Source organism: Treponema paraluiscuniculi Cuniculi A (assembly GCF_000217655.1).
In the GTDB taxonomy this organism is placed as follows: domain Bacteria; phylum Spirochaetota; class Spirochaetia; order Treponematales; family Treponemataceae; genus Treponema; species Treponema pallidum.
This window is the reverse complement of record NC_015714.1, coordinates 420,038-442,564: the sequence shown is the minus strand read 5'-3', so window position 1 is coordinate 442,564 and position 22,527 is coordinate 420,038. Positions and strand designations below refer to the sequence as shown.

At 53.3% G+C, this 22,527-nt stretch carries 18 protein-coding genes; 6 read left to right on the top strand and 12 right to left on the bottom strand.

The features are described from left to right. The first annotated feature begins 11 nt into the window (after positions 1-11). A complete protein-coding gene (gene lnt / locus TPCCA_RS02045; RefSeq protein ID WP_013945072.1) occupies positions 12-1,691 on the top strand; it encodes an apolipoprotein N-acyltransferase in 1,680 nt (559 codons plus the stop codon). After that, positions 1,684-3,045, top strand: a complete 1,362-nt coding sequence (ffh, locus tag TPCCA_RS02040; protein WP_013945071.1) for a signal recognition particle protein — start codon at positions 1,684-1,686, stop codon at positions 3,043-3,045. Before lnt ends, ffh begins: the two co-directional genes overlap by 8 nt. A gap of 461 nt (positions 3,046-3,506) precedes the next feature. Here ffh and TPCCA_RS02030 read toward each other — a convergent pair whose 3' ends face one another. Continuing rightward, positions 3,507-4,895 carry an alanine/glycine:cation symporter family protein gene (locus TPCCA_RS02030; protein WP_245522190.1) on the bottom strand — a complete coding sequence of 463 codons (1,389 nt, stop codon included), beginning with the start codon at positions 4,893-4,895 and terminating at the stop codon, positions 3,507-3,509. A gap of 69 nt (positions 4,896-4,964) precedes the next feature. Here TPCCA_RS02030 and TPCCA_RS02025 point away from each other — a divergent pair, with 69 nt between their 5' ends. Further along, positions 4,965-6,863 (top strand): phosphoglucomutase, encoded by a 1,899-nt coding sequence (locus tag TPCCA_RS02025; RefSeq protein ID WP_013945068.1) that lies wholly within the window; start codon positions 4,965-4,967, stop codon positions 6,861-6,863. An 18-nt stretch (positions 6,864-6,881) separates the two neighbouring features. Continuing rightward, complete coding sequence (locus tag TPCCA_RS02020; protein WP_013945067.1) at positions 6,882-7,187, top strand: PUR family DNA/RNA-binding protein; 306 nt, start codon at positions 6,882-6,884, stop codon at positions 7,185-7,187. 75 nt (positions 7,188-7,262) lie between these two features. Here the strand turns inward: TPCCA_RS02020 and secF are convergent, their stop codons facing one another. The 6 genes from secF to murI form a co-directional block, all read right to left on the bottom strand. Further along, positions 7,263-8,525, bottom strand: coding sequence for a protein translocase subunit SecF (secF, locus tag TPCCA_RS02015; protein WP_013945066.1), 1,263 nt, complete (start codon positions 8,523-8,525; stop codon positions 7,263-7,265). Next, positions 8,522-10,273, bottom strand: a complete 1,752-nt coding sequence (secD, locus tag TPCCA_RS02010; RefSeq protein ID WP_010881858.1) for a protein translocase subunit SecD — start codon at positions 10,271-10,273, stop codon at positions 8,522-8,524. The genes secF and secD overlap by 4 nt, the downstream gene beginning before the upstream one ends. Continuing rightward, positions 10,270-10,647 carry a preprotein translocase subunit YajC gene (yajC, locus tag TPCCA_RS02005; RefSeq protein ID WP_014342412.1) on the bottom strand — a complete coding sequence of 126 codons (378 nt, stop codon included), beginning with the start codon at positions 10,645-10,647 and terminating at the stop codon, positions 10,270-10,272. Before yajC ends, secD begins: the two co-directional genes overlap by 4 nt. A gap of 117 nt (positions 10,648-10,764) precedes the next feature. Beyond that, on the bottom strand, positions 10,765-14,019 hold the full coding sequence (locus TPCCA_RS02000) for a SpiroCoCo family coiled-coil protein (RefSeq protein ID WP_013945064.1): 3,255 nt from the start codon (positions 14,017-14,019) through the stop codon (positions 10,765-10,767). A 95-nt stretch (positions 14,020-14,114) separates the two neighbouring features. Then, on the bottom strand, positions 14,115-14,795 hold the full coding sequence (locus TPCCA_RS01995; RefSeq protein ID WP_013945063.1) for an HAD family hydrolase: 681 nt from the start codon (positions 14,793-14,795) through the stop codon (positions 14,115-14,117). Between the two features lie 103 nt (positions 14,796-14,898). Next, a complete protein-coding gene (gene murI / locus TPCCA_RS01990) occupies positions 14,899-15,888 on the bottom strand; it encodes a glutamate racemase (protein ID WP_245522189.1) in 990 nt (329 codons plus the stop codon). Positions 15,889-15,910: 22 nt separating this feature from the next. On the opposite strand from murI, the gene TPCCA_RS01985 reads away from it, so the two are divergent. Both TPCCA_RS01985 and TPCCA_RS01980 read left to right on the top strand, forming a co-directional pair. Continuing rightward, on the top strand, positions 15,911-16,345 hold the full coding sequence (locus TPCCA_RS01985; protein ID WP_245522188.1) for a pentapeptide repeat-containing protein: 435 nt from the start codon (positions 15,911-15,913) through the stop codon (positions 16,343-16,345). Next, positions 16,342-16,875, top strand: coding sequence for an MBL fold metallo-hydrolase (locus TPCCA_RS01980; protein ID WP_013945060.1), 534 nt, complete (start codon positions 16,342-16,344; stop codon positions 16,873-16,875). Before TPCCA_RS01985 ends, TPCCA_RS01980 begins: the two co-directional genes overlap by 4 nt. Here TPCCA_RS01980 and fliJ read toward each other — a convergent pair. From fliJ to fliF, 5 genes are read right to left on the bottom strand one after another with little or no spacing between them, the layout of a single operon-like run. After that, positions 16,872-17,324, bottom strand: coding sequence for a flagellar export protein FliJ (gene fliJ, locus TPCCA_RS01975; protein WP_010881851.1), 453 nt, complete (start codon positions 17,322-17,324; stop codon positions 16,872-16,874). The two genes, TPCCA_RS01980 and fliJ, sit on opposite strands and share 4 nt — an antisense overlap. Positions 17,325-17,352: 28 nt before the next feature. Continuing rightward, on the bottom strand, positions 17,353-18,696 hold the full coding sequence (gene fliI, locus TPCCA_RS01970; protein WP_013945059.1) for a flagellar protein export ATPase FliI: 1,344 nt from the start codon (positions 18,694-18,696) through the stop codon (positions 17,353-17,355). A 27-nt stretch (positions 18,697-18,723) separates the two neighbouring features. Continuing rightward, positions 18,724-19,653 (bottom strand): flagellar assembly protein FliH, encoded by a 930-nt coding sequence (gene fliH, locus TPCCA_RS01965; RefSeq protein WP_013945058.1) that lies wholly within the window; start codon positions 19,651-19,653, stop codon positions 18,724-18,726. Between the two features lie 47 nt (positions 19,654-19,700). Then, positions 19,701-20,759: a flagellar motor switch protein FliG gene (gene fliG, locus TPCCA_RS01960; RefSeq protein WP_013945057.1), complete on the bottom strand. Its 1,059-nt coding sequence runs from the start codon at positions 20,757-20,759 to the stop codon at positions 19,701-19,703. A gap of 4 nt (positions 20,760-20,763) precedes the next feature. After that, a complete protein-coding gene (gene fliF, locus TPCCA_RS01955) occupies positions 20,764-22,467 on the bottom strand; it encodes a flagellar basal-body MS-ring/collar protein FliF (protein WP_013945056.1) in 1,704 nt (567 codons plus the stop codon). Positions 22,468-22,527: the final 60 nt, after the last annotated feature.

Below are 22,527 nucleotides of genomic sequence, written 5' to 3'. Positions count from 1 at the left end.
AGGGGAAAGTTATGCTTTGCACAGCGCCTCTTGTTTCAAGCGCCGCCTCAGCGGTGCTCTTGGCATTTGCGATTCCCAACGAGTTTTGGCTCGCCGGTTCCTCCGTGCTAGGGTTGGGGGCGCTCGTTCCCTTGTACGTTGGATTCCTCCTCTCCCCTGCAAAAAAACACGTCGCCTGTTCTTATGGGCTGTTCGTCGCACTCGTGCACGTGTGTTCTAGCTTTTGGCTCAAAAACTTTCAGGGCTTCGCGCTCTTCACCCTCGGCGCATCAACTGTCGGTTACTTCTTCTATGCGCTTCCTTTCGGCGTAGCGTTCGCATGCATCCTGCGCAAGCAGGCGCCCGCGCGTGCCTGCGCTTTTGCGCTTGTGTGGACCCTCTGGGAATGGGTAAAGTCAACCGGTATACTCGCTTACCCGTGGGGTACGGTCCCTATGACCGCGCACAACCTCTCATACCTCATACAGATAGCTGATATCACCGGCGTCTGGGGGCTTTCCTTCCTCATCCCGCTCGCAAACGCGTGCGTTGCAGAAAGTCTCCACTTCTTCATAAAAAAGAGAGACGGCGTCCCTGTGTTCCGTCTCTGGCTCCTCACCGGCTGCTTGTACTGCCTGTGCAGTCTCTACGGTGCCTACCGCATCGCCACCCTTGGGGCTCCACGTACCACGCTCGCGTTGGCAATCGTACAGCAAAATGCAGATCCGTGGGATACAACTTCCTTCGAAAAAAACCTCACCACCGCCATACATCTGACTGAGACAGCCCTTCGTACGCAAACAGCTCCCCCCCTGCCGACTACTCCCTACAGAAAAGAAAAAACACTCACACACGCTTCTGCGCGCGCACCTGTCGACATGGTGGTTTGGAGCGAGTCCAGCCTGCGCTATCCGTACGAACAGTACCGTCACGTGTATAACGCATTGCCAGCGGCACGACCTTTCTCGGCGTTCTTGCGCACGCTCGGCGCGCCCCTTCTGGTGGGAACCCCCTTGAGACTGTCTGGTAACTCCACTAAAGGTGGATACGCCAATGCAGTGGCCTTGCTCCGCCCAGATGGGCACGTGGCGCAGGTATATGGCAAAATGCAGATGGTGCCATTTGCAGAATTCATTCCCTGGGGACACATGACATCTGTACAAAGACTGGCGCAGATGCTCGCCGGCTTTTCCGAAAGCTGGACGCCAGGGCCAGGGCCGCGCTTGTTTCGTGTGCCGTGCGCCGCAGGAGGCAGCGTGCGTTTCGCAACTCCCATCTGTTACGAAGATGCCTTTCCTTCCCTCTGCGCCGCTTTGCACACACAGGGGAGTGAGCTCCTCATTAATCTTACGAACGACTCTTGGTCAAAAACTGCCAGCGCAGAGTGGCAGCACTATGTTGTCTCTCTTTTTCGGGCCATAGAGCTGCGTACCACCCTCGTGCGCTCTACAAATTCTGGCTTTACCGTTGTCATCGGCCCAGAGGGAAAAACGCGCGCCGCGTTTCCGTTGTTTCAGGCCACCAGCGCGGTGCTCCACGTTCCAGTGTACCCGGTAGTGCGCACGTACTATGCGCGCATGAGAGATTGGGTGATCGTGCTGTGCGCGCTCATCCTTTTTGCAGAAGGAGTGCGCATGGCCGTGCACACCCGCCGGCACAGCACCACGCAGGCGGAAAACTCACTGCAGCAGATAAGGGGGGAACATGTTTGAGCAACTGAGCGCGAGCTTTAAACGTATCGTAGGAGCGCTGGGAGGACGCGCAACTATCAGCGAACGGAATATTCAAGAAGCAGTAGAATCAATTAAGCGCGCACTGTTAGACGCCGACGTGCACGTTCGCGTAGTGCGTCGCTTTGTGAATCAGACCATGCAACACGCGCAGGGACAGACGGTGCTTGCGTCGGTTAGCCCTGCGCAGCAATTCATAAAAATTGTACACGAAAGACTAACTGCCTTCCTCGGTGAACATACGCGGTCGCTGCATCTTAAGGGGCCCGATACGCAGTCGATTATTCTCTTGCTTGGGCTCCAAGGATCGGGGAAAACTACCAGCGCAGCAAAGCTTGCTGCGTACCTGAAGAATGCAGGTCGCTCCCCTCTCCTGGCCGCTTGCGATCACGTTCGTGCCGCAGCGAGTGCTCAGCTGGCCGTTCTCGGCACGCACATTGGCGTTCCCGTGTACCAGCATGCGCTGCCGCACGAACAGCAGCCGTGTGCTCTTGATACGGCGCGCGGTGCGCTTCAGTACGCGCGCTCACACGGCAATGACGTACTTATCATTGACACTGCTGGCCGTCTCCACGTGGATGCCGCGCTCATGCAGGAGTTAATCCTTCTCAAAGAAACACTGGTTCCTGTGGAAACACTCCTTGTTGCAGACGCTCTAACCGGTCAGACTGTGGTGCGCATTGCAGAAGAGTTCCATGCCGCGGTGGGTATTTCAGGCGTTGTGCTCAGTAAGTTTGATTCAGACACCCGCGGCGGAGCTGCACTGTCTTTGAAAAGTATTACCGGTCAGCCACTGCTGTTTGTTGGAACCGGTGAACGACCGCAGGACTTTGAACCGTTCCATCCCGAGCGAGCCGCCGGAAGAATTCTGGGTATGGGGGACGTCGTTTCTCTCGTGGAAAAGGCGCAAAAAGCCTTTGATGCACAGGAACGTGCGCGTGCACAGAAGAAAACGCAATCGCACGAGCGTTTCACGCTCAGCGATATGCTCGACCACCTGCAAACTATAGAAAAAATGGGACCGCTGCACTCGTTGGTGGAGATGATTCCCGGTTTAGCGGGAGCCGTTTCTGCCGATGCTCTTGACGCGCGCGCGTTCAAGCGTCAAAAGGCGATTATTCAATCGATGACCGTGCAAGAGTGTGACAATTCTCTCATTATTGGCCCCTCAAGGAGGCGGCGCATCGCGGCAGGGTCAGGCACTTCGGTGGCTGATGTTAACCGTTTAATTAAGAATTTCGAGAGGATGCGCACGCTCATGCGCAAGACTGCATGGCAGTCACGCCGGGCGGCGCACCCCAAAGGAGATACACCCTATGGATGGCCACATCGCTAGATACACCGCCTGCGCCCTTTTCGCATTCAGTGCGCTGTGCGCTCCCGCTTCGCGCGCAGAAGACGCGGACCACTCCTGGTCCCCCGTACACACCCCACCCTACGATCCTACACTTTTCCAGTCGGACGCGCAGCGTGCCGCCTTCCACACCTTGGCGGCGGAACACCTTTCCTTCCTTACCGATCACATGTGCTTCTTCCGTCCTATCCCTACCCGCGATCCTTTCCTCACCCGTGCCTACGAAATCTCCCCACATCCCCGCACACAGAAACCCACCGTGCTGCTCGCCTTTGACTCGGATATCATCTACCTTCTCTTCTACGATCACCGACCAACAGATTTCCCCGCCCTCCGCTTCTTTCAAAACGCACCTACTTTCCAAGAACTTCCGAGCACCTTCTACCCCTACATTACCATGCACAGCGACGCCGTTCTCGTGCGACATCCAACGCCGCGCCCCCCTACCCTTCCTGCTGCGCAAAAAACTCCTCGCGTAGACGCATCCCCTGACGAGCCAAAAATAACAGCCCCACCAGGTTCGGCAACGCCATCAGCCCATTGAACGCATCCGAGATATTCCACACGCTACTCAAACTCCCCACGGCACCCACGTACACAAACGGTAACCACACGGCCCGGTACAGCGGACATACGCGCGGTCCACACAAAAATTCCGCACACCGCTCCCCATAGTACAACCAACCTAGCATCGTCGTGAACGCAAACAACGGCACGCTCACACCCACCACGTACTGTCCAATCCCAAACGGAAGCCCACGCTCAAACGACTGCACCGTCAACGCCGCTCCAGACGCACCCCCTTGCCAGACACCAGTTAGCAGTATCGCAAATGCCGTCACCGAAGACACCACCATTGTCCCCACAAATACTTCAAAGATACCCCACAAGCCCTGCCGCACTGGATGGTCTGTAATAGCCGCCGCATGCGCAATAGGAGCAGTCCCAAGCCCCGCCTCGTTCACCGCTACCCCCCGGCTAATACCTACCGCTATCGCTTGACGCACCACACTCCCTGCAAACCCCCCAACTGCTGCAGTCCCGGCAAACGCCCCAGACACGATATCCCAGCACACTGGCACCAGCTGTCGCATATTGCAACACACCAGCACTACGCCCACACATACATACAAAATCGCCATCCCAGGCACCATTACCCCAGTTACCCAACTGATACTCTTTAACCCACCCACGCTCACTAAGCCTACCAAGACCATCAGCACTGCCCCAGTCACCCGCACGTCCACACAAAACACATCTTCAAACACTAGAGCCACCGAGTTCGACTGCGTCATATTTCCTATCCCAAAGGACGCGATAACACTGAATATGCAGAACAAACTCGCAAGTACCCCAGCCCCTGGAACTCCCACTCCGTCTTTCAGATAATACATCGGCCCCCCCACAAAACGCCCATCACCAGTCTGACGCCGATAGTACACCGCCAACACCACTTCCACGAACTTCGTTCCCATCCCGAATACCCCCGTCACCCATATCCAAAATATCGCCCCAGGCCCCCCAATCGCAATCGCCGTCGCAACCCCTACAATATTTCCAGACCCCAACGTCGCTGCAAGCGCAGTGGACACTGCACGGAACGCACTCACCTCACCACTGCCGCCCTTCTTACCTCCGCGACCCCCAATAGTTTGTCTCAATACATACCACAGCCGCACCACAGGAAAAAACTTCATACACACCGTCACGTAGCACCCCGTTCCCAGCAACAGCACCACCATCGGGAAGCTCCACACCACCGCGTGCATCCACTCACCTACCCATTCCACTACTCCCATTCCTACCTCTCCCCCGCCCCTACACCCGACCACACCTGATTTCATCCTGTCAAGACCACCACCTCCCTTGCACTTCCTTCACCCGCGCCCTATCCTCCGCGCATGTCCCTGCTCAACTCACTCATCACCTCCCTCACCTTGCCGCAGCCTGCGCAGCCGCTTCATCTATCGCTCACCCGGTCGCCCTCAGGATGGCGCAAGGTTTTCCCCTACGCTTTTACCCCTGAGCGCACCGTCACCCTCACGCAAAAGGCTGACGCTGTACTCAGCGCACAGGTAGCACTCAGCTACGCCCGATTCTTGAAAAAAAAGGTCCCAAAACCACGTGTTGTCATCGCGCGCGACTCGCGCCCTACTGGAGAGATTATCAGTGCTATCTGCACCGCTATCCTCCATCTGGAAGGCTGCTCGCTGCGTTGTGTCGGAGTCGGACCAATACCCGAAATTGCAAGCTACGCGAGGAACTACGACGCTTTCCTCTACATCTCCGCAAGTCACAATCCTATCGAATACAATGGCTTTAAATTTGGCCTAAATGACGGCGGCGTGCTCAGTCCTACTCAGGCACAACAGCTGAGCGAAGACTTCGTCGCACAGTGTTTACGGCCCGCCTCTTTCCAGAAAATACGAGAGCATTGTGCCACGCTCAACGCCTCTATACTCGAACCGCTGCTGTACAACAAAACACACAAACAAGAAAGCCTGCACAGCTATGATCTCTTCATAAGGGAAGTGATCGCAAATTCCCCTAAAGAAACTGAGCACCGTGCCTTTTTCCATCGCTTTACCCAGCAGCGTGCCGCCTACAGCGAACAGGGAACACCCCTGTCTATCCTCATTGATTTCAATGGAAGTGCGCGTGCAGCTTCCATAGATAGGCGCCTCCTAGAATCACTCGGTGTCGCCCTTTTTAGTATCGCCGAAACGCCAGGGGATATTCGCCATCGCATAGTTCCCGAAGGGTCCTCTCTTACCGCGTGCGCGCAGGCACTGACCGAGGCAGCCACGCGAGGTTCATCCCCAGAAGAACGCTCCATTGCCTTCGGCTTTGTGCCAGATTGTGACGGAGATCGGGGAAATATTGTCTATTACGACCAAACCCTTAATCGCGCTGTCATTCCGCACGAACAGGCAGTCTTTGCTCTTTCGGTTGTGTCGGAGATCTGTGAACTCAGTCGCAACCTCCATATGCAGCCACACCGCGCGCCGCCTATCGCGCTGGTTACCAATGGTCCCACCTCGCTGCGTGTAGAAGCTATCGCGCAGCTCTTAGACGTACACGTTTTTCGCACGGAGGTAGGAGAGGCGCACCTCATTGAGAAAGCACACCTCCTACGGAAAGAAGGCTACTGCGTGCGCATTCTAGGGGAAGGATCAAACGGGGGCAGCATTCTCCATCCGGCGGCAGTACGTGATCCTTTGCATACTGTTTTTGCACTCTTAAAGCTCTTGCTCCTGCGGGGGGATGGGAAACAGCCAGGACTCTTTGCCTGGTGGTGCGCGCACTCACACCAAACAGAACGCGCGCAGCATGCCTTCACGATATCGGATCTATTTGCCAGCCTACCTGCGTACACGACTACACCAACGCACGATACGCGCGCGCTCCTGCAAATACGAACGACTGACCATGCACTCCTCAAGAGCGCATATCAGCGGGTATTTGAACGCAGGTGGGCGCAGGAGAAAGACACGTTAAAAAAACGCTTCGGCATTTGTTCGTACCGCCCGATATTGTACCGCGGGAGGGAGCAGCAGGACGCGGCGGGGGATTTTAGCCGGTCGGCTAACGGAGGATTGAAAATCCAATTTTACAACGAGCACCAAGAAGCGGTGGCGTTCGTGTGGATGCGCGGTTCAAAGACAGAACCAATATTTAGAATTTCTGCGGATCTGAAAGGTAATGACGAGGCGGGGGAGGCTGCGCTTTTGCAGCTGCACGCGGACATGGTGCGCGAGGCAGATCGCTGTGCGCTTTCGTGTGCGGATACGACTTCATAAGCAGAAGGAAGGTACAGCATGGGGATACGCGGTGAGCTGTTTACTACAGAGGTGCAAGCGGAAAATCGGACCTACTTTTTCAATGTGAAGGAAAATAGGGTCGGAGATGTATTTCTGCAGGTAGTAGAGAGCAAAAACGTCGACGGTGCCGGGTTTGACCGGCACGCGGTTGTGGTGTTTGAAGAAGAGATGCAGAAATTTCTGCAAGGTTTTAATAGGTCACTTGACTTTCTGGAAAAGAACAGAAAAGAACGGCTCCACCTTAGGCAAGCGCGCAGCCTGCACGCCCGCGGGGAAAGAAAAACGATTGTAAGGAAGAAATAGCAAAGTCGGCAGCGCCGAGTCCCCTCTCCTCCCTCTCTCCCTTCCTTTCCTACACCCAGCCGCGCGTGCAGGGTTTCAGAGTCCGAGCAGCTGACCTCCGCTCTTCCCCCGGCTGATCAGGGCGATACAGCCACCGGCGATGTAAATGGTCGAGTACACGCCGCTGACCATCCCCACCATTAGCGCGAGTGAGAAATCCCGACTACCTCCCTCGGTAAACACATACAACATCAGCGCTGCAAGCAGCGTCGTCACCGTTGTCACTACAGTGCGCGTGAGCATGTCTGTTTGCGATCGGTCAAGTACTGTCGTCACTGACGCGATCGGGTCCAGGAGAATGGTCTGTCTCACCCGATCAAAAACTACCACCGTGTCGTTGATCGAGTACCCGATAATCGTCAGAATCGCCGCGATACTCGCAGAGTTAAACTCCAAGCCAAACCACACCATGAATGACACCATAATGCACGCATCATGCACGAGCGCGACTATCGCTCCAAGCGCAAAGAACCACCGAAAACGAAGCGCCACATACAAAAAAATCAACACCAAGGCACCCAAAACCAACAACAACGCCTGACGCACCAACAGATGAGAAAAACGAGATCCGACAAAATCCATTGCTAAACGGACCACATGATCTGCTCCATACGCGCGCACGAGCGCCGCGTACACCACGCTTTCCACCGCACCTTGAGGGGTAACAAGATCGGGAGTATCGGACTGTGCCGGAGCAGTTCCTCCCTGCTCTGGCAAAAGGGAGGACGGGAAGGCAGTTTCAGCTGCAACGCGAACTTGAAAGGTATGCTCAGCGCGCACCCCTACCTGCTGTACCACCGCAGACGGTACATCCTTCAGCACACGGCGCAACTCCTCCACCCCTGGCGCACGAAAGTCCTCCGAGAAGTAATGCACAAAACACGAAGCACTCGACAACGTGGAGCCCTCCGCCCCGGAGAATGTATCACGCATGTACACGGTCTCAGGGGCATGGAGCGTAACACTGAGGTGCTCCACCTTCTTTGCTCCCTCGGAGAAGGCACGAAGGGTTGGATACTCCGTATACAAAAATTCATAACGCTCACCGAGCACCCCAGGCGAAGAGACAGTAAACACAACCTTCTGTTCATCCTGAAAAAACTGCATCGACTGCGTTCCGGTGTACACGAGAGAGAAAGCAGGAGGTGCTATCCTCAGCCGTTCAATCAAACCAGACTGAAAGTCGACACCAAAGCTCATCCCCCGCAATGCCCAACGGAGCACTCCCGCGCCAATGAGAACCACACTGAGTATCGCGCATGGCAGGAACAGCAAACTGAAACGCACCACCTGTCTCATACGCGAGCAATCCTCCATCCAATGCGCACGGTCTTTTTGTGCAAAACCTCCGTCCCGTAGTCAAACATCAGACGGGAAACGAACAATGCCGTAAATACGGAGGACACCACCCCGATAGCCAAACTGTATGCGAAACCCTTAATAGGACCGGTACCGAGCACCGAAAGGAAAAGCGCTGCTATAAACGTCGTCACGTTTGAATCCATAATTGCCCAAAACGCACGCTCAAAGCCGCTACACACAGCAGCCCCGCGGCTTTTGCCCAGCGCAAGTTCTTCCCGTATACGCTCAAAGACAACGACATTCGCATCCACTGCCATACCAATAGTGAGAATCATCCCCGCGATACTCGAAAGCGTAAGCGTCAAATTAAACGCTGAAAGCACACCGAACATGATATACAGATTCAAAAGCTGCGCGACACAAGCGTTTACGCCCGCTTCTTGATACCACACCAGCATAAATAAGAGCACCGCGCATAGCCCCCACACCAGCGCGCGCGTGCCTTGCCGAATACTCTCTTCCCCCATACTTGCCCCGACAACCTGCTGATTTTCTATTTCAAGCGCAACGTTTAACCAGGCGCTGCGCAGCGCGGTTTTCAGATTTTGCGCCTCTTCTGCACTGAATCCACTGATACTCCCTGAGCCCGCTGTTATCGGCTCCCGGATAGCAGGGGCAGACCTAATTTTACCGTCAGAGACAATTGCAAGGCGACGCCCTATCTCCTTAGTGGTAAGTTCCGAAAAAATACGCGCTCCTTCATGGTCCAGGTCAAACAGCACCAACGGCTCGTTCGCGCGACCTGAGCTCACCGTTGCATCACGAATATGTCTTCCTTCAAGCGCAGGCTCCTTCTTAACAACCAGAAACCCGTCGCGCACATCAAGTCCGTAGGAATCCTTGCGATATACTCCGAGCACACTGGTGTGCTCAGGAACCAGAGACAGATCGTGCAACTGATGCGCAGCGTCGAAGGTACCCTGCGGGTTATTGCGATAGTGATCGAGAAGCTTTTGAGTCGCATCATCATCCACGAGATGAAACGCCAGGACACCACGACCCATGACGATAGAATGAACACGGTCACGGTCAGTAAGACCAGGAATCTCCACATACACGCGATCTTCCCCTTGCCTCCGAATAACGGGCTCAGAAAGACCAAAGCGATTAATACGATTCTCAAGGGTACTCAGCACCAGCGCCATCGCTTCGCTGCGTATTGCGGCGCGCTCTGCATCCGGAACTCCCTTGGTAACTTCGCTCAAATCAGCTTTAATCACCACGCTAGTGCCGCCGGAAAGATCAAGCCCGAGCTTGACAGCTTGGGCCTGTCTCCTTTTCATCTTCAGGACGGCTTCCCGGTACGTCTGCTCCATCAACGGTCGCGCGTAAAGAACAAAACCCTGCTCGCTTTTTACGGGGAATGCAGAAACGAGTGCCGCAGCGGTCCAGCGAGAAGGGGCCGGTCTGCCCGAATAAGAAAGATTCTGGCGCGCAGCGGCAACAAGCGGTGCATAACGCGCTGAGATATCCTCATCCGACCCCGCACGCGCAAGACGGGTTAAATCCGCAAGATCACGCTCAGCACTCTGCACAGCGTACTCTTTTATCTGCTCGCGCGAGCTGAGCGCACGCTGCCGCGTTTGTGCGTCGGTCAGAAAATACCACTGGAGTGTAGGGAACAAAAACCCAGAGCACGCAGCAAGAACAACAAGCACGACCCCAAACCGAGCCTTCTTACTCACCTGGCGATCTCCTTGTCCACACCTGTCAGGGGCACGCCGGGCTTCGAATCGCAATCTGTCTTAGGATTCGAAACACCTCTCCTGTCGTTTATGCGCGCAATCGCACTGCGGCTGACTTCGAGCGTGCCATGCTCATTCACCTTTATGACAAGGCTGTGCTCCCGCACCACGCTTACCACCCCGTGGATACCGCCGATAGTAACGACAGGATCACCCTTTTTTATGTTCTTAATAAGAGCCTGCGTCCTTTTCTGTTCCCGCAGATTAGGCGCAAAAACAAAAAGGTAAAAGATCAGACATACGACGCCGATAGCGAGCGGTGGGATCCAGCCACCGTTCGCCGTAGTGATTTGCAAAAGAGTTCGATGGGGCATTGTTTTCATCCTTGAGCGCGCAGGACACACGAGCGCGCCCCCAGGCTAGCGCAAAAAAGACAATCCAGTCAATCACATCTCTTCTTTACCAACGCGCGCGTGCGCGCTGCATTAATCTCAAAACGAATCCATATCGGGCAATTCTAAAATCAGCTGGACTTCACCCTTAGAAATCTTCAGTGCGTGCGCAATAGCGTCGTCAGACCAGCCACTTTTGTGCAGCTTCACCACATTCTGACGTGTAGCCAGGGGCGGCGCTCCCGCACCGGGTATTTTGTTTGCTGGATCCTGACGCATCAAATCACCCAGCAAGCGCAACTGCCCCTCAGACACCTTAGAAATTTCTTGCAGACGAGTTTCAGTACCCGCAAGCCACTCACGCGCGTGCTGCATCTTTTCAATACGACTCTCCATTTCTCCCAGCAACGCATCTGCGCACTCTATGCGCGAGCGCACACGCTCTGCCTTTTCCTGGTTATCCAACAATACGGCAATTTCTGCACGCACACGCTGCAATTGAGGATCTACTGTCTCCAATTCTCCCCTAAAATTTTTAAGCGTCTTTTCAAGTTCCTTCAAGTTTTCAAACGCTCTATCCACGTCCTGCACCGTCTGATCCAACACCGCACCTTTCTTATCCAAACGCTCATAACGCGTACTGATATCGCCAAGCCCTTCTTTGACCTTTCGAATTTGCACCTGATAGCGCTGCAGATCGTCATTCGCTAACGTGAGCTCAACAATCTTCTTGTCCATAGCATCAGAAAGAGCAGCAAGTTTTGAAAACTCTCCCTCCAAGAGATCAATATTCTTTCGCTCCTGCATAAACTTCTCAACACGCTGCTCCGCCTCCTCTCCAAAGTGTTTCACTTTTTCATACTGGAGACTAAGCTTATCCATTGCCTCTCGATACACTTCGAAACGGGTCACCGTCTCAGTCAGCCGCTCGATATCCTTTTCAAGATTCTCCCGCAACTCGTCCGCCCGATCAAAAATACGAGTCTGGCCGATAAACTCATGCTGTTTACGTTCAATCTCCTGCAGCACTTGCGAAAAGCGGTCACTTTCTCCCTGTAATTTAGTGAGAAGACCTACCTGCGCCTCCCCAAACTCCGCGCGCAAATCCTGCACAAGGTCTCGTGTCTCCTGCAAGGTGCGGTCCACCTGAGCACGTGCTTCTTTTACTGTCCTGTGCAGTGCCTCACTTTCGCGCCGACCATCTGCATGGAGCTGTCCTGTCACAGTATTTACATAGCCACCCAGTTCCTCTTTGACCGTCCGCATCGTGTCACACATCTTGCCTATTTCATCACGCAGACTTTGCAAAGACTCACCATTCTTCTGAGAAAAATCTTCATACTGCATATCATAGCGCGCACTCAGGTTTTCAATCGCCCGCTCAGAAAGATTCACCAAATGCGCAATTTTTCCTTCAAACAACTGCTTTGCATCCGCAAACTGCTTGTCGGTGTGTGCCTTCCATGCCTCGATATCCCGTTTGACCGACCCACAGCCCCCCTGCGCCTCCTGCTTTATCTCCTGCACGAGCACATTCATATCCCGAACTTCGGTTTCAATCATACTTGAGTGAACATGCAAAGAGTCACGCAGGCGTTGCCGCACTGCTTCCAATTCTCTCTCAATGAGATTATGCGCCTTATCGTGCAAGGCCGCGACATCTATGGTAAATTTCTCCGCGTGCCGTTGAAACAGGTCATCGTTTGCGCGCATGTGCTGCTTCACGTTTGATTCAATCGCGAGGATTTGCTCTCCCAGTTTTGTACACTGCCCCTTGTATTCTTCCACAAAATCCTTGAGCCGCGTGTGCAACTCTCTGCGGTACGTATCCTCAAGATCCTTTCGCGCAGACTCACTCTCTAGAGCAAGTTGCGTCAAACGACCCTCAATCCCTTCACTCCACTCGGAAAAGCGCGCGTGCAACGAGTCGCTGCGCTTGGTAAGTACCTCAAAAAAGTTATCCTCCACCGACTGCAGTTTCTCGGATGCATTTGCATACGCACTTGCCTTCAGCTCACGCAGCTCGTCATTCAGCTGCTTCATACGGTGCTCAACCGTATCCATACTGTGCTGCAACTGTGCCTCAAACGCTAACTGCTTCCGCTCACGATCCTGCGCATACGCTTCAAATTCTTCGCGCACCTTCTGTTCTGTACGCTCACGCGCAAGCTGCAACTGAGACTCAAGGACATCAATACCCTCAAGCTCTCTGTCAAACTTGCTACAGCGTCCATCCATCTCCTTCCTGTACTGCTGTAACTGCGCATCAGAAGCCTCTGCAATCTTATTTAAGTTTTCGTGAAAACTTGTCACACTCTTGTGCACGCGCTCGCGTAAACCGGATTCTGCTCCTGAAAGCGACTGTTCGATCCCTTCCAGGTGCGCACGCACCTCACGCTCCTGTGTAGTAATCTGTTCCTTCAGTTGCGCCACGCTTTCATCCACACACGCCGTAACGTCCGCAAGACGTATACTCAAATCAGACTCACATGTCTGCGCCCGAACAGACCACTGGGATGCACAATCCTGGATGTGCTGGTCCGTTTGTTCGACACGCTGCATAACGTGCTGCTGCAAAGAAAGGAGTCTCCCTTCAAACTCCTCCTGCAACTGGAGAAGGCGATTTTCCGCCTGTACTTTCAACTGACCGAATCCATTTTCTTCCAGCACCTGTGCACGCACAGTTGCTTCAGAAAATGCCCCTTCATACAACTCACGCAATTTAACTGCAGAAACTTCAAAAAGAGACTGGCTTTCCCCCTGCGCTTTTTCCAGCCTTGTTTGCAACACCGCTAATTCCTTATGTACGTCTGCAAGTACTCCATCTCGCACCCGGTGGAGAAGCGCGGTATTCTCGCGCGTAAATGCATTTTGCATATCAGGAATCGCAGCGGACACTTGCTGCAGCTGCGTCTTTGCAGCCGCAACGCGTTTACTCAGCGAGTCGACGAAAGAAGACTCCTTATTAACCTCAGCAATCAGACCCTGCGCCACGGCAACCTGTTCCCTGAGTGTACAGACGTCCTTCTCTGATGCCTGAACCTCCCTGTGGATTTTCTCCACCGCCATGTTTGCAGCCGCAAGCGCAGTAGACTTCTTCATAAACTGGTCGTAGAGGTGATCCATTTTTTTCACTGAGGCAATCGCCTGCTCTTGCTTTACATTTAACTCGATGGCCGCATCCTTGAGCATCGCAATCTTCTCTGCGCTGAATGACTCAAGATCTTCCTTTATGTAGTCCGCGTAGCGCTTGACCTTTTCAAGAGAACGGTTACCCTTGTCCAGCTGGCGGGAGAACGCAACCATCACGAGGGAAATCGCGCAGGCAATGACAACCGTCAGAAAGTACTCCATGCTCCATTCACCTTCGTCTTCACGCGACGCACAGCGGGTACCCGCGGGCGCCACGCTGGACGTGTGGGGTTCGGCAGACTACCCTGCGCCGGCGCTCATGCTATCACATATGCGCACAATGTGCGATAGTCGGAAAAGAGCCAGTCCGCGCTGCGCCGAACGCGAAGACTCGTAAAGGGCCTGCGCACACAGGCAATCCTCATACCTGCTGCGTGCGCGCCTTCCACGTCATGAACACTGTTCCCCACGTAAAGAATTTCTTCACAGCGCAGATTCAGTCTCTGCGCCAGCGCGTAAAAGGCCCGGGGAGAAGGCTTGAGGGACCCAATCTCCTCTGTGCCCAACGTTACATCGCACAACGCGCGCACCCCCCATAGACAGCCTTTCTGACTCGGAGGGAAATCCGACAAAAGCGCTATCTTCAGCCCATGCCGCCTCAGCTCCAACACCGAGGAAAGCACGTGAGGAAATGGCTTTATATGTAAAAAGTGACGCCTCCACCCCCGATACAGCGCTGTGTCGAGAAAGGCTCGCACTTCTTCTGCAGATAAACCCACGCGCGGCGCGATGCGCGTAGCTTGCGCAAAAAAAAAGTCTTCAAAAGGAATAAGTGCCGTACGTTGCTCACGACGTAGCTCCTGACGCACCGCACGGAACGCACGCATCAAGCGCGCATTGCGAATCATAAAGGGCATAACACGCAGTGCAAGGCGCCATCCAGGGTACAGTGTCCCATCAATGTCAAAGGCCACTGCACGAAACCTCGGCTTCCCCATGGCCCATTGTACGCACGCAGCACCGCGCTGTCTATCAGCCTCTCTTATCTACCGCCTCCACACAAACACACACAGTGCACGCACCCGATATCCAGTGCCGTGTTCATACGTCCAAAAAACCCGCCCAGCGCAATCCAAAGTGCTGCGCATACCGTGCGTATCGTGCCGCGCACCCTGCATCGCGCGCACCAGTTACGTAACAGGCGGCGTTCCCACGCAATTGAGATTGCGGTGGACACAGACGTAATGTCCTGCGTACTACACCTTCTAGCGAATCTACCACCGTACACGAGGTACCAACACAGTCCTGAAAAAGATGACGCACGTGCACAAAATGGGTGCACGCGAGCACGAGCGCATCCACCCCCGCTTTCTGGAAGGGCATAACTGAGCGCGCCACTGCCTCCCGCTGCATGTCTTCGACTTCAAAAATTAACCCGCGCTCAAGACACTCAATAAGGCGTGCATCCGCACGCATCTGAAACACACACCCTGCACCAAACTGTGCTCTCAAACACGCTGTGTACGGATGCGTAATCGTGCATTGTGTAGCTAAGACACCAATGTGCTTTTTATGACTGCACGCCACCGCCTGCTTAATTGCAGGCACCACCCCCACCACTGGAATCGAAACCTGCGCACGCAAAAACTCAAGTGCATTGACAGACATGCTGTTACACGCGAGTACCACTATGTGTGGTGAAAAATTCGTCTGCACTTTCTGCAAAACTGCAGACGCACGCGCAATAATCTGTGCAGAACTTTTATTCCCATAAGGAAAGTATACACGGTCCGCCACGTACACCAGTGAGGCCTCAGGCACACGCACGCGTAAGGCGTGTGCGTAGGGCAATCCTCCTATACCTGAATCCAAAAATGCGTATTGAAATTGCTCACGTCGGTCCGACATAGACATCATCCTAGCCTGTTCTTTGAAAAATTTCACAGGAACCGTGTTATCTCCAGGTCCTGCACACCGCATACATTGACACCACACCCGTCCAGCCCGTATAAGCTTTGCGCGCATGTTCGAACCCACACCGTATTGCTCTACGTCGGACTTTGCTAAGCTCATGCATACGTCAACACACATACACGGCGTGTACGCTCCACGCATGCGCCTGAACCGCGTAGACTTTTCGGGTTTTCATTTCGTCGGCTGCAATTTTTTTAATACCGTATTTAATGCATGTGTGTTCGCGAATGTAGTGATGCGTATGTGTTTTTTTGAGCGTTGCTATCTGGTCAATAGCTCTTTCACTGAAGCTGACATTCAGTTCTCCTCTTTTGAGGGGAGCATCCTGCACACGGTGAGCTTCGCACATGCAGTACTCTTATCTGACAACTTCAACCGTATCCACGCGCAGGATGTTTCTTTTCAGGAGAGCGATCTTTCTCACACCCGTTTCTTACACGCTACGCTTGCAACAGTGCGTTTTGAAAATTGCACCGTGCAACACACGCACTTTATGCCCTCGCACACTACGCACTGCACATTCAAAGGATCTAGTACCGAACACGCCCACATATACCTGAGCGACCTGCCATGAAAGTTTACATACACCCTGCAGAGCAGCATACCCAGCGCACGAGTTATCTGCTGTGCAACCTGTCCTTAAACGAAGCGCTCCTAATCGATGCCGGGCACGTGAGCACTCACTTGATCCACACCATTGAAAAGAATTCCTGCACCCTGACGGCTGTTTTTCTTACCCGCACAGATGACGCAACCCAAGCGGGCGTGCGCACGCTTTTGCGCGTATACTCCCCGCACATCTTTTGCGGGGAAAAGTGCTGGAATGCCCACGAGAGCACCCTGTTACAGGGAGACTGTTCCCTCAATTGCGCAGGTTTTACCGTTACCTGTTTTGCATCCCCTGCGTATGGCTGTTACCTATACCGTATTGCACACCTTGCGTTCACGGGGGATCTGTGTTCTGCAGGGTACGAAGAAGCGGGAAATGAGGCAGACACCATCTTGGAACGAGCGTGCACGGCACACGAAACGCTCATACTCTTCCACGGACATGGACCGCCTTCCTCATACACCCGAGCGCGCACGCAGCGCGCCAGCCGTTAATGCTTGCTGGGTGCACCAGGTACGCGTGCGCTGACCAGGTCGTCACACGCTCGGTCCTCAGCGCGCAGTCGCTGCTCTCGCCAGCGTGTTTTCTCCTTTTCTTCAAGCATGAGCAAAGCCTCGTGTGCACGGCGCGCGTGCGCGTATCGTTCTCGCAATTGCTCAAGAGTAAAAGAAAGGTGCGCCTGCTTATGGAGCAGCTGTTCTCGGCGCAATTGCAACACGTCAATTTGATCCTGCACAGCGCTCACCGACGCAGCAGAAAAAACTGCTCCACGCTTTGGCGCTACGTCCTGCATCCGCGCACGATACTCGCCAGCAATCGATCGAATCTGTGTATCTATGCTTCCGTATTCTGCAAGAACTTTGCTTAACTCAACTTCCAGCTCGCGTACACGAAACGCTCTCAAGCGTCGCACACGCTCAAGAGAAAAACAAAACCTTTTCACACGTGCTATCTCCTCTGCTCTTGCAGATTCACACACCTGAAGGCGGCTGTGCTATACTGGGCCCTGTCAGCATGGACAGCGACGTTACAGTATCCTGAAAACGCACGCGCTCCTGGGATCCTTGCGTTAGGAACCGTTCAATCTCTGCGCGCATCGCAATAGCTCGATCAAGTTCTGCATCACTCCCCTGCTGGTACGCACCAACTCGTACCAAATCCTCTACTTCTGCGTACACTGCAAGCGCACGACGCACTATGCGCACTGCCTCTTTCATGTCTGCACCCAGCACGCGGTGCGCCAAGCGAGAAACGCTTTGCAACACGTCTATTGCAGGATAGTGATTGCGCTGCGCAAGCGCGCGACTGAGTACAATGTGCCCGTCTACAATTCCACGCACGGCGTCTGATATCGGCTCATCGAGATCGTCCCCATCTACCAAAACAGTATAAAAAGCGGTGACGCTCCCCATGGAAAAAGAACCTGCACGCTCAAGCAGTTTCGGTAACGTTTCGAATACCCCCGGGGTATATCCACGCGTTGCAGGGAGCTCCCCCGACGCTAACCCAATCTCACGCTGAGCTTTTGCAAAGCGCGTCAGAGAATCAAACAGCAGCAGCACCTGTTTGCCTTGATCCCGAAAGTACTCTGCAATCGCTGTCGCCGTGTACGCACCTCGTACCCGCGCAAGCGGACTTTCATCAGACGTCGCACTAACTATTACCGAGCGCTTCAAACCCTCAGGACCCAAATCATGCGCAACAAAATCCATCACTTCACGGCCACGCTCCCCGATAAGGGCAATGACCGACACATCTGCGTCTGTATTGCGCGCGATCATCCCCATCAGCGTCGACTTCCCAACCCCCGAACCGGAAAAAATACCCAGACGTTGTCCGCAACCAACTGCCAGCAACGAATCAAGCACCCGCACTCCTGTTACCATTTGACGCGTAATCGGAAGACGCTCCATAGGATTAGAAGACGCGCGCAACACCTCGGAGCGGAGCGGCGCATATATCTCCCCCTTCCCGTCAATTGCCTTCCCAAACGCGTTCAAAACGCGTCCGAGTAAAGCATCTCCTACGGGGACTGAAAGTGCCGCCCCTTCTGCTACCACCGCACAGCCAACTTCAACCCCGTGCGTATCTGTGTAGCTCATCAGTTTTACCGTCGATCCTGCAAGTCCTACTACCTCTGCTATCAACGGTCGCCCCTGGCGGCGCAACACAACCCGACACAATTCACCAACTACCGCGTGAGGGCCACGACTTTCAATCAATAAACCCCTCACTGCTGTCACATGCCCAACGTACTTTACCGGCTCACTCTCGCGGAGCGCCACCTCATACTTGCACAACAGGTCTGCTTCCATACACGCACACCCACGCCTCTTTCTCTATCAAGAACCCTTAGATGCTGGCATTGATGACACTACAATGGGGGCAACTTCCAAAACACGCTGCTCAAGCTCATGGAGCTGACTTGCAACCCGCGCGTCAATCTCTCCAAAATCCGTTTCCACCACGCAACCGCCCCTACCCACTGACGTGTCCTCCACTACCGTTAGATCATCCACACGCTCCACTGCAGCGATAAACTCCTGCTTGTGCTGGGTAACGAGCTCCACATCCGCAAGGTTTACCCGCAGCGTCACCGCTCCGCGCGTTCGCACCTTACGCAACGCATGCACCACATTTGCGCTGATAACAGCGCGTTGGTTTTCAGAAATGACCTTTACCACCTTCCTTGTCATCAACAACACCAGATCAACAATCTGTCTTTCGGTTTCCCGCAAAATACCCTGACGCCGCCCCATCACTTCTTCGATCATCTTATGCAAACGCTCAGTTAAATACCGCACCTCTTCCTGTCCCGCACGAAACCCTTCTTCCTTGCCAAGACGAATACCTTCTGCCTTACTGTGATCACATATTTTCTGACGAGACGTCTCTGCCTCAGCAATCATGCGTTCAGCTTGCTGTTGCGCCTCGCTAATTTGTAGCTCAGACTGTTCCTTTGCCTGAGCAAGGATACGATCCGCCTCCTGCGTACACTGTTCGCGATATGCTGTGATTTCCTCCTCTACACGCTCCTTTAGATCTTGTGCCTCACGCTCTGCACGCGCGCGCAGCTGCACCTGCTCTTCTTCCCAACTTTTTCGAAACAGCTCAACTTCCTCTTGCACTTCACGCATATCAGGAACTGGACACACAGGTTCGCTTTGCACCTCCTCAATCTGAGGCTCGACACCAAAAGACCTGCTCAGATCAAGCAGCAAGAACTGATCAAGATTCTTCACTTCATGGTTCCGAAATATCATCTTTGGCATACTGTCTGCTTCCTTTCGAACCCCATATCGCTTATCAGGAACAACATTTACACAATCATCTCGTCTTCTTCTGAACGCGCGATGACAATGTCACCACTATCTTCAAGGTGTCTGATGATAGAAACAACCTTCTGCTGGGCTTCCTCCACATCTTTCAAACGGGTCGGCCCCATGTATTCCATTTCTTCCTTCAGCATACTCCCTGCCCGCTTCGACATATTCCTAAAAATTTTATCTTGTACTTCAGTGTCGACAACCTTGAGTGCCTTTGCGAGTTCTTCCATATTCACCTCCCGCAGCACCTTTTGAATGGCCCGATCGTCGAGCATTACAATATCCTCAAACACGAACATACGTTTTTTAATTTCCTCTGCAAGATCTGGATCTTCATCTTCCAATGCTTCAACAATAGATTTTTCAGAAGAACGATCGACCAAATTCAAGATGTCCACGATGTTCTCGACACCTCCTGCGGCCGTATAATCCTCGCTAGAAAGCGTTGACAATTTTTTCTCAAGTACTCGTTCAACCTCGCGCAACACATCAGGGGACGTCCGATCCATCGTGGCTATGCGCCGAGCCACATCACTCTGAATCTCATCAGGGAGGTTCTGCAAAATAACAGAAGCTTTATTTGGCTCAAGGTACGCCAAAATAAGCGCAATTGTCTGCGGATGCTCTTGCTGAATAAAATTTAACAGGTGTGTGGGATCAGTTCTGCGAATAAAGTCAAAGGGACGCACCTGCAAGGAGCTTGTCAGCCGATTTATAATCTCGATTGCTTTTTGACTTCCCAACGACTTCTCCAACAATCCCCGCGCGTAATCGATACCTCCTGAGGTGATAAAGTTTTGTGCGGTCATCAGTTCCTGGAATTCTTCTAAAACTGCATCCTTGAGTTCTGCATCAACTGACTCTGTACGCGCTATTTCAAACACCAACTTTTCAATCTCGTCTTCCTTAAGTTCTCCCATGACCTTAGCGGATATTTCCTCCCCAATAGAAACTAGAAATATCGCTGCCTTTTGCCGACCATTGAGAGACTTGATATCCCGTTGCTTTTTTTCTCCCGTGGCGAGCTTATCCTTCACGGATGTAACGGCCATAGTACTACTCCTCCATCAACCACGTTCTCACAAGCAACGCAACATCTTCCGGATGCTCCCGCGCCATATTCAACACATTCTCTTGCAATTCAAGCCGCTTACGCTCTTCCACCGACATGGAAACATTCATCCCCGCCTGTTCAGCCTCCCACAGGGCACGCTCCCTCATCAGTTGCTGCTGCCTTAAAAGCTCCTCTTCCCGCAGACGACGGCGACGCTCCACCTCTTTGCTGATAACCTTGTATACCATGAAGATAAATAAAACGATTGCCACACTGGCAAGGGAGTATAAGATGATCATGTTCCTCTGCTGGACGCGCAGGTAATGCTCATCTTCTCTATCAAATTCTGACGTCCGGTCAAATTTGATATTTAAAACACTTACCGAATCCTTACGCCCCGCATCAAAGCCGATTGCATCCTGCACTGCCTTCGTTGCCTCCCGCAGCTCCTCAGCAGAGATGGGGATATACTCACGTTCAATGTGTCCTTCCTTCACAATGAATCTTCCGTGCTCGTCTCTCTTTTTGCGCCATTCTCCATCGATATTGACCGACACCGTCCTGCGGCCGAGCACCGGGCTCACTACTTCGTTGATCTCACTCTTGCTAATCGCCTCTTGCTTCTTAACGACCGACTGGTTAGAAAGTCCCACCTGGTTGCTCATGTCTTTGTATGCAGGAGGTGTTTGACCCTCAACTCCCGGCGGTCCTTCAGGGTTAAGCCCCGTACCCTGCCACGTAGTGGTTGCCGTTTCAGATATCGAAGTGACAGAGGGCACAACCTGAGAATCATCCCACGGGGTATCCGGATTGTCCTGACGGATTTCTGTAGGCAGATACTTGGTAGTCTGCGACGTCTTTTCAGAAAGATCCATTTCAATTTTGATATTTAAGTCGCGCACCCGGTCTTTACCGTACGTCTTTTGCAAGAGAGCCAGCACTTTTGCCTCATACTGGGATTCCAGCTTCGCAATCATTTTCTGTTGCTTTTCAATGAGACTCAGCCGATCAGCGTCCTTGAACCCTTCAAAATCATTTAGGACGGTAGCATCACTATCTACAATCGTGATGTTTTCATCCTTCAGTCCAGGAACTGCAAGCTTTAATAGTTTCTGAATGCCTTCTATTTTTTTTCTTTCTGAGGCGATCGTGCTCGACGGTTTAGGGAAAATGACAACGCTCGCAGTAATAGGTTTCTGGTCTGCCTGAAAAAGCGCATCCTCAGGCACGTTTATTACTACATGGGCATCATCGATGTCGTCGAGCGCTTTGATATGATTGGTAACGGTATTATTAATTGCACGCCGCACGTCCACCCTGCGCTCAAAGTCAGTACGCGTCCATCGCTCGACATCGAATATGGCCCACGGGTCCACATTTTTTGGGATCAAATCTTCGCGAATTAAGATGCTGCGCATACGACGCGCTGTCTTCTCATCCGAGACAGAAATCAACCCAACGCTTGAGACGGTTGCACGCACATTCTCTTCGTTAAGGCGCAGGATAATCTTTTCCCGCACCGTCTCATCAGTGATAGGAGTGTCGATAAGTGGCACGAGCGTCGGCTTCGCCGACCACGTGAGCAAGACAACAACCCCCATGACAGACACGAGCGCCGCGCCGGCAAGCACAGACTTCTGCACGAGCGTCCACTTCTTCCACTGTGTTTTGAGTTTGACTCCGAGCTGCCCCAACCATTCGCCCACGCGTGTCCCCTCCCCTCACTATAGAACGAGCCAATGCGCACTAAGCGCGTCCCACCCTCT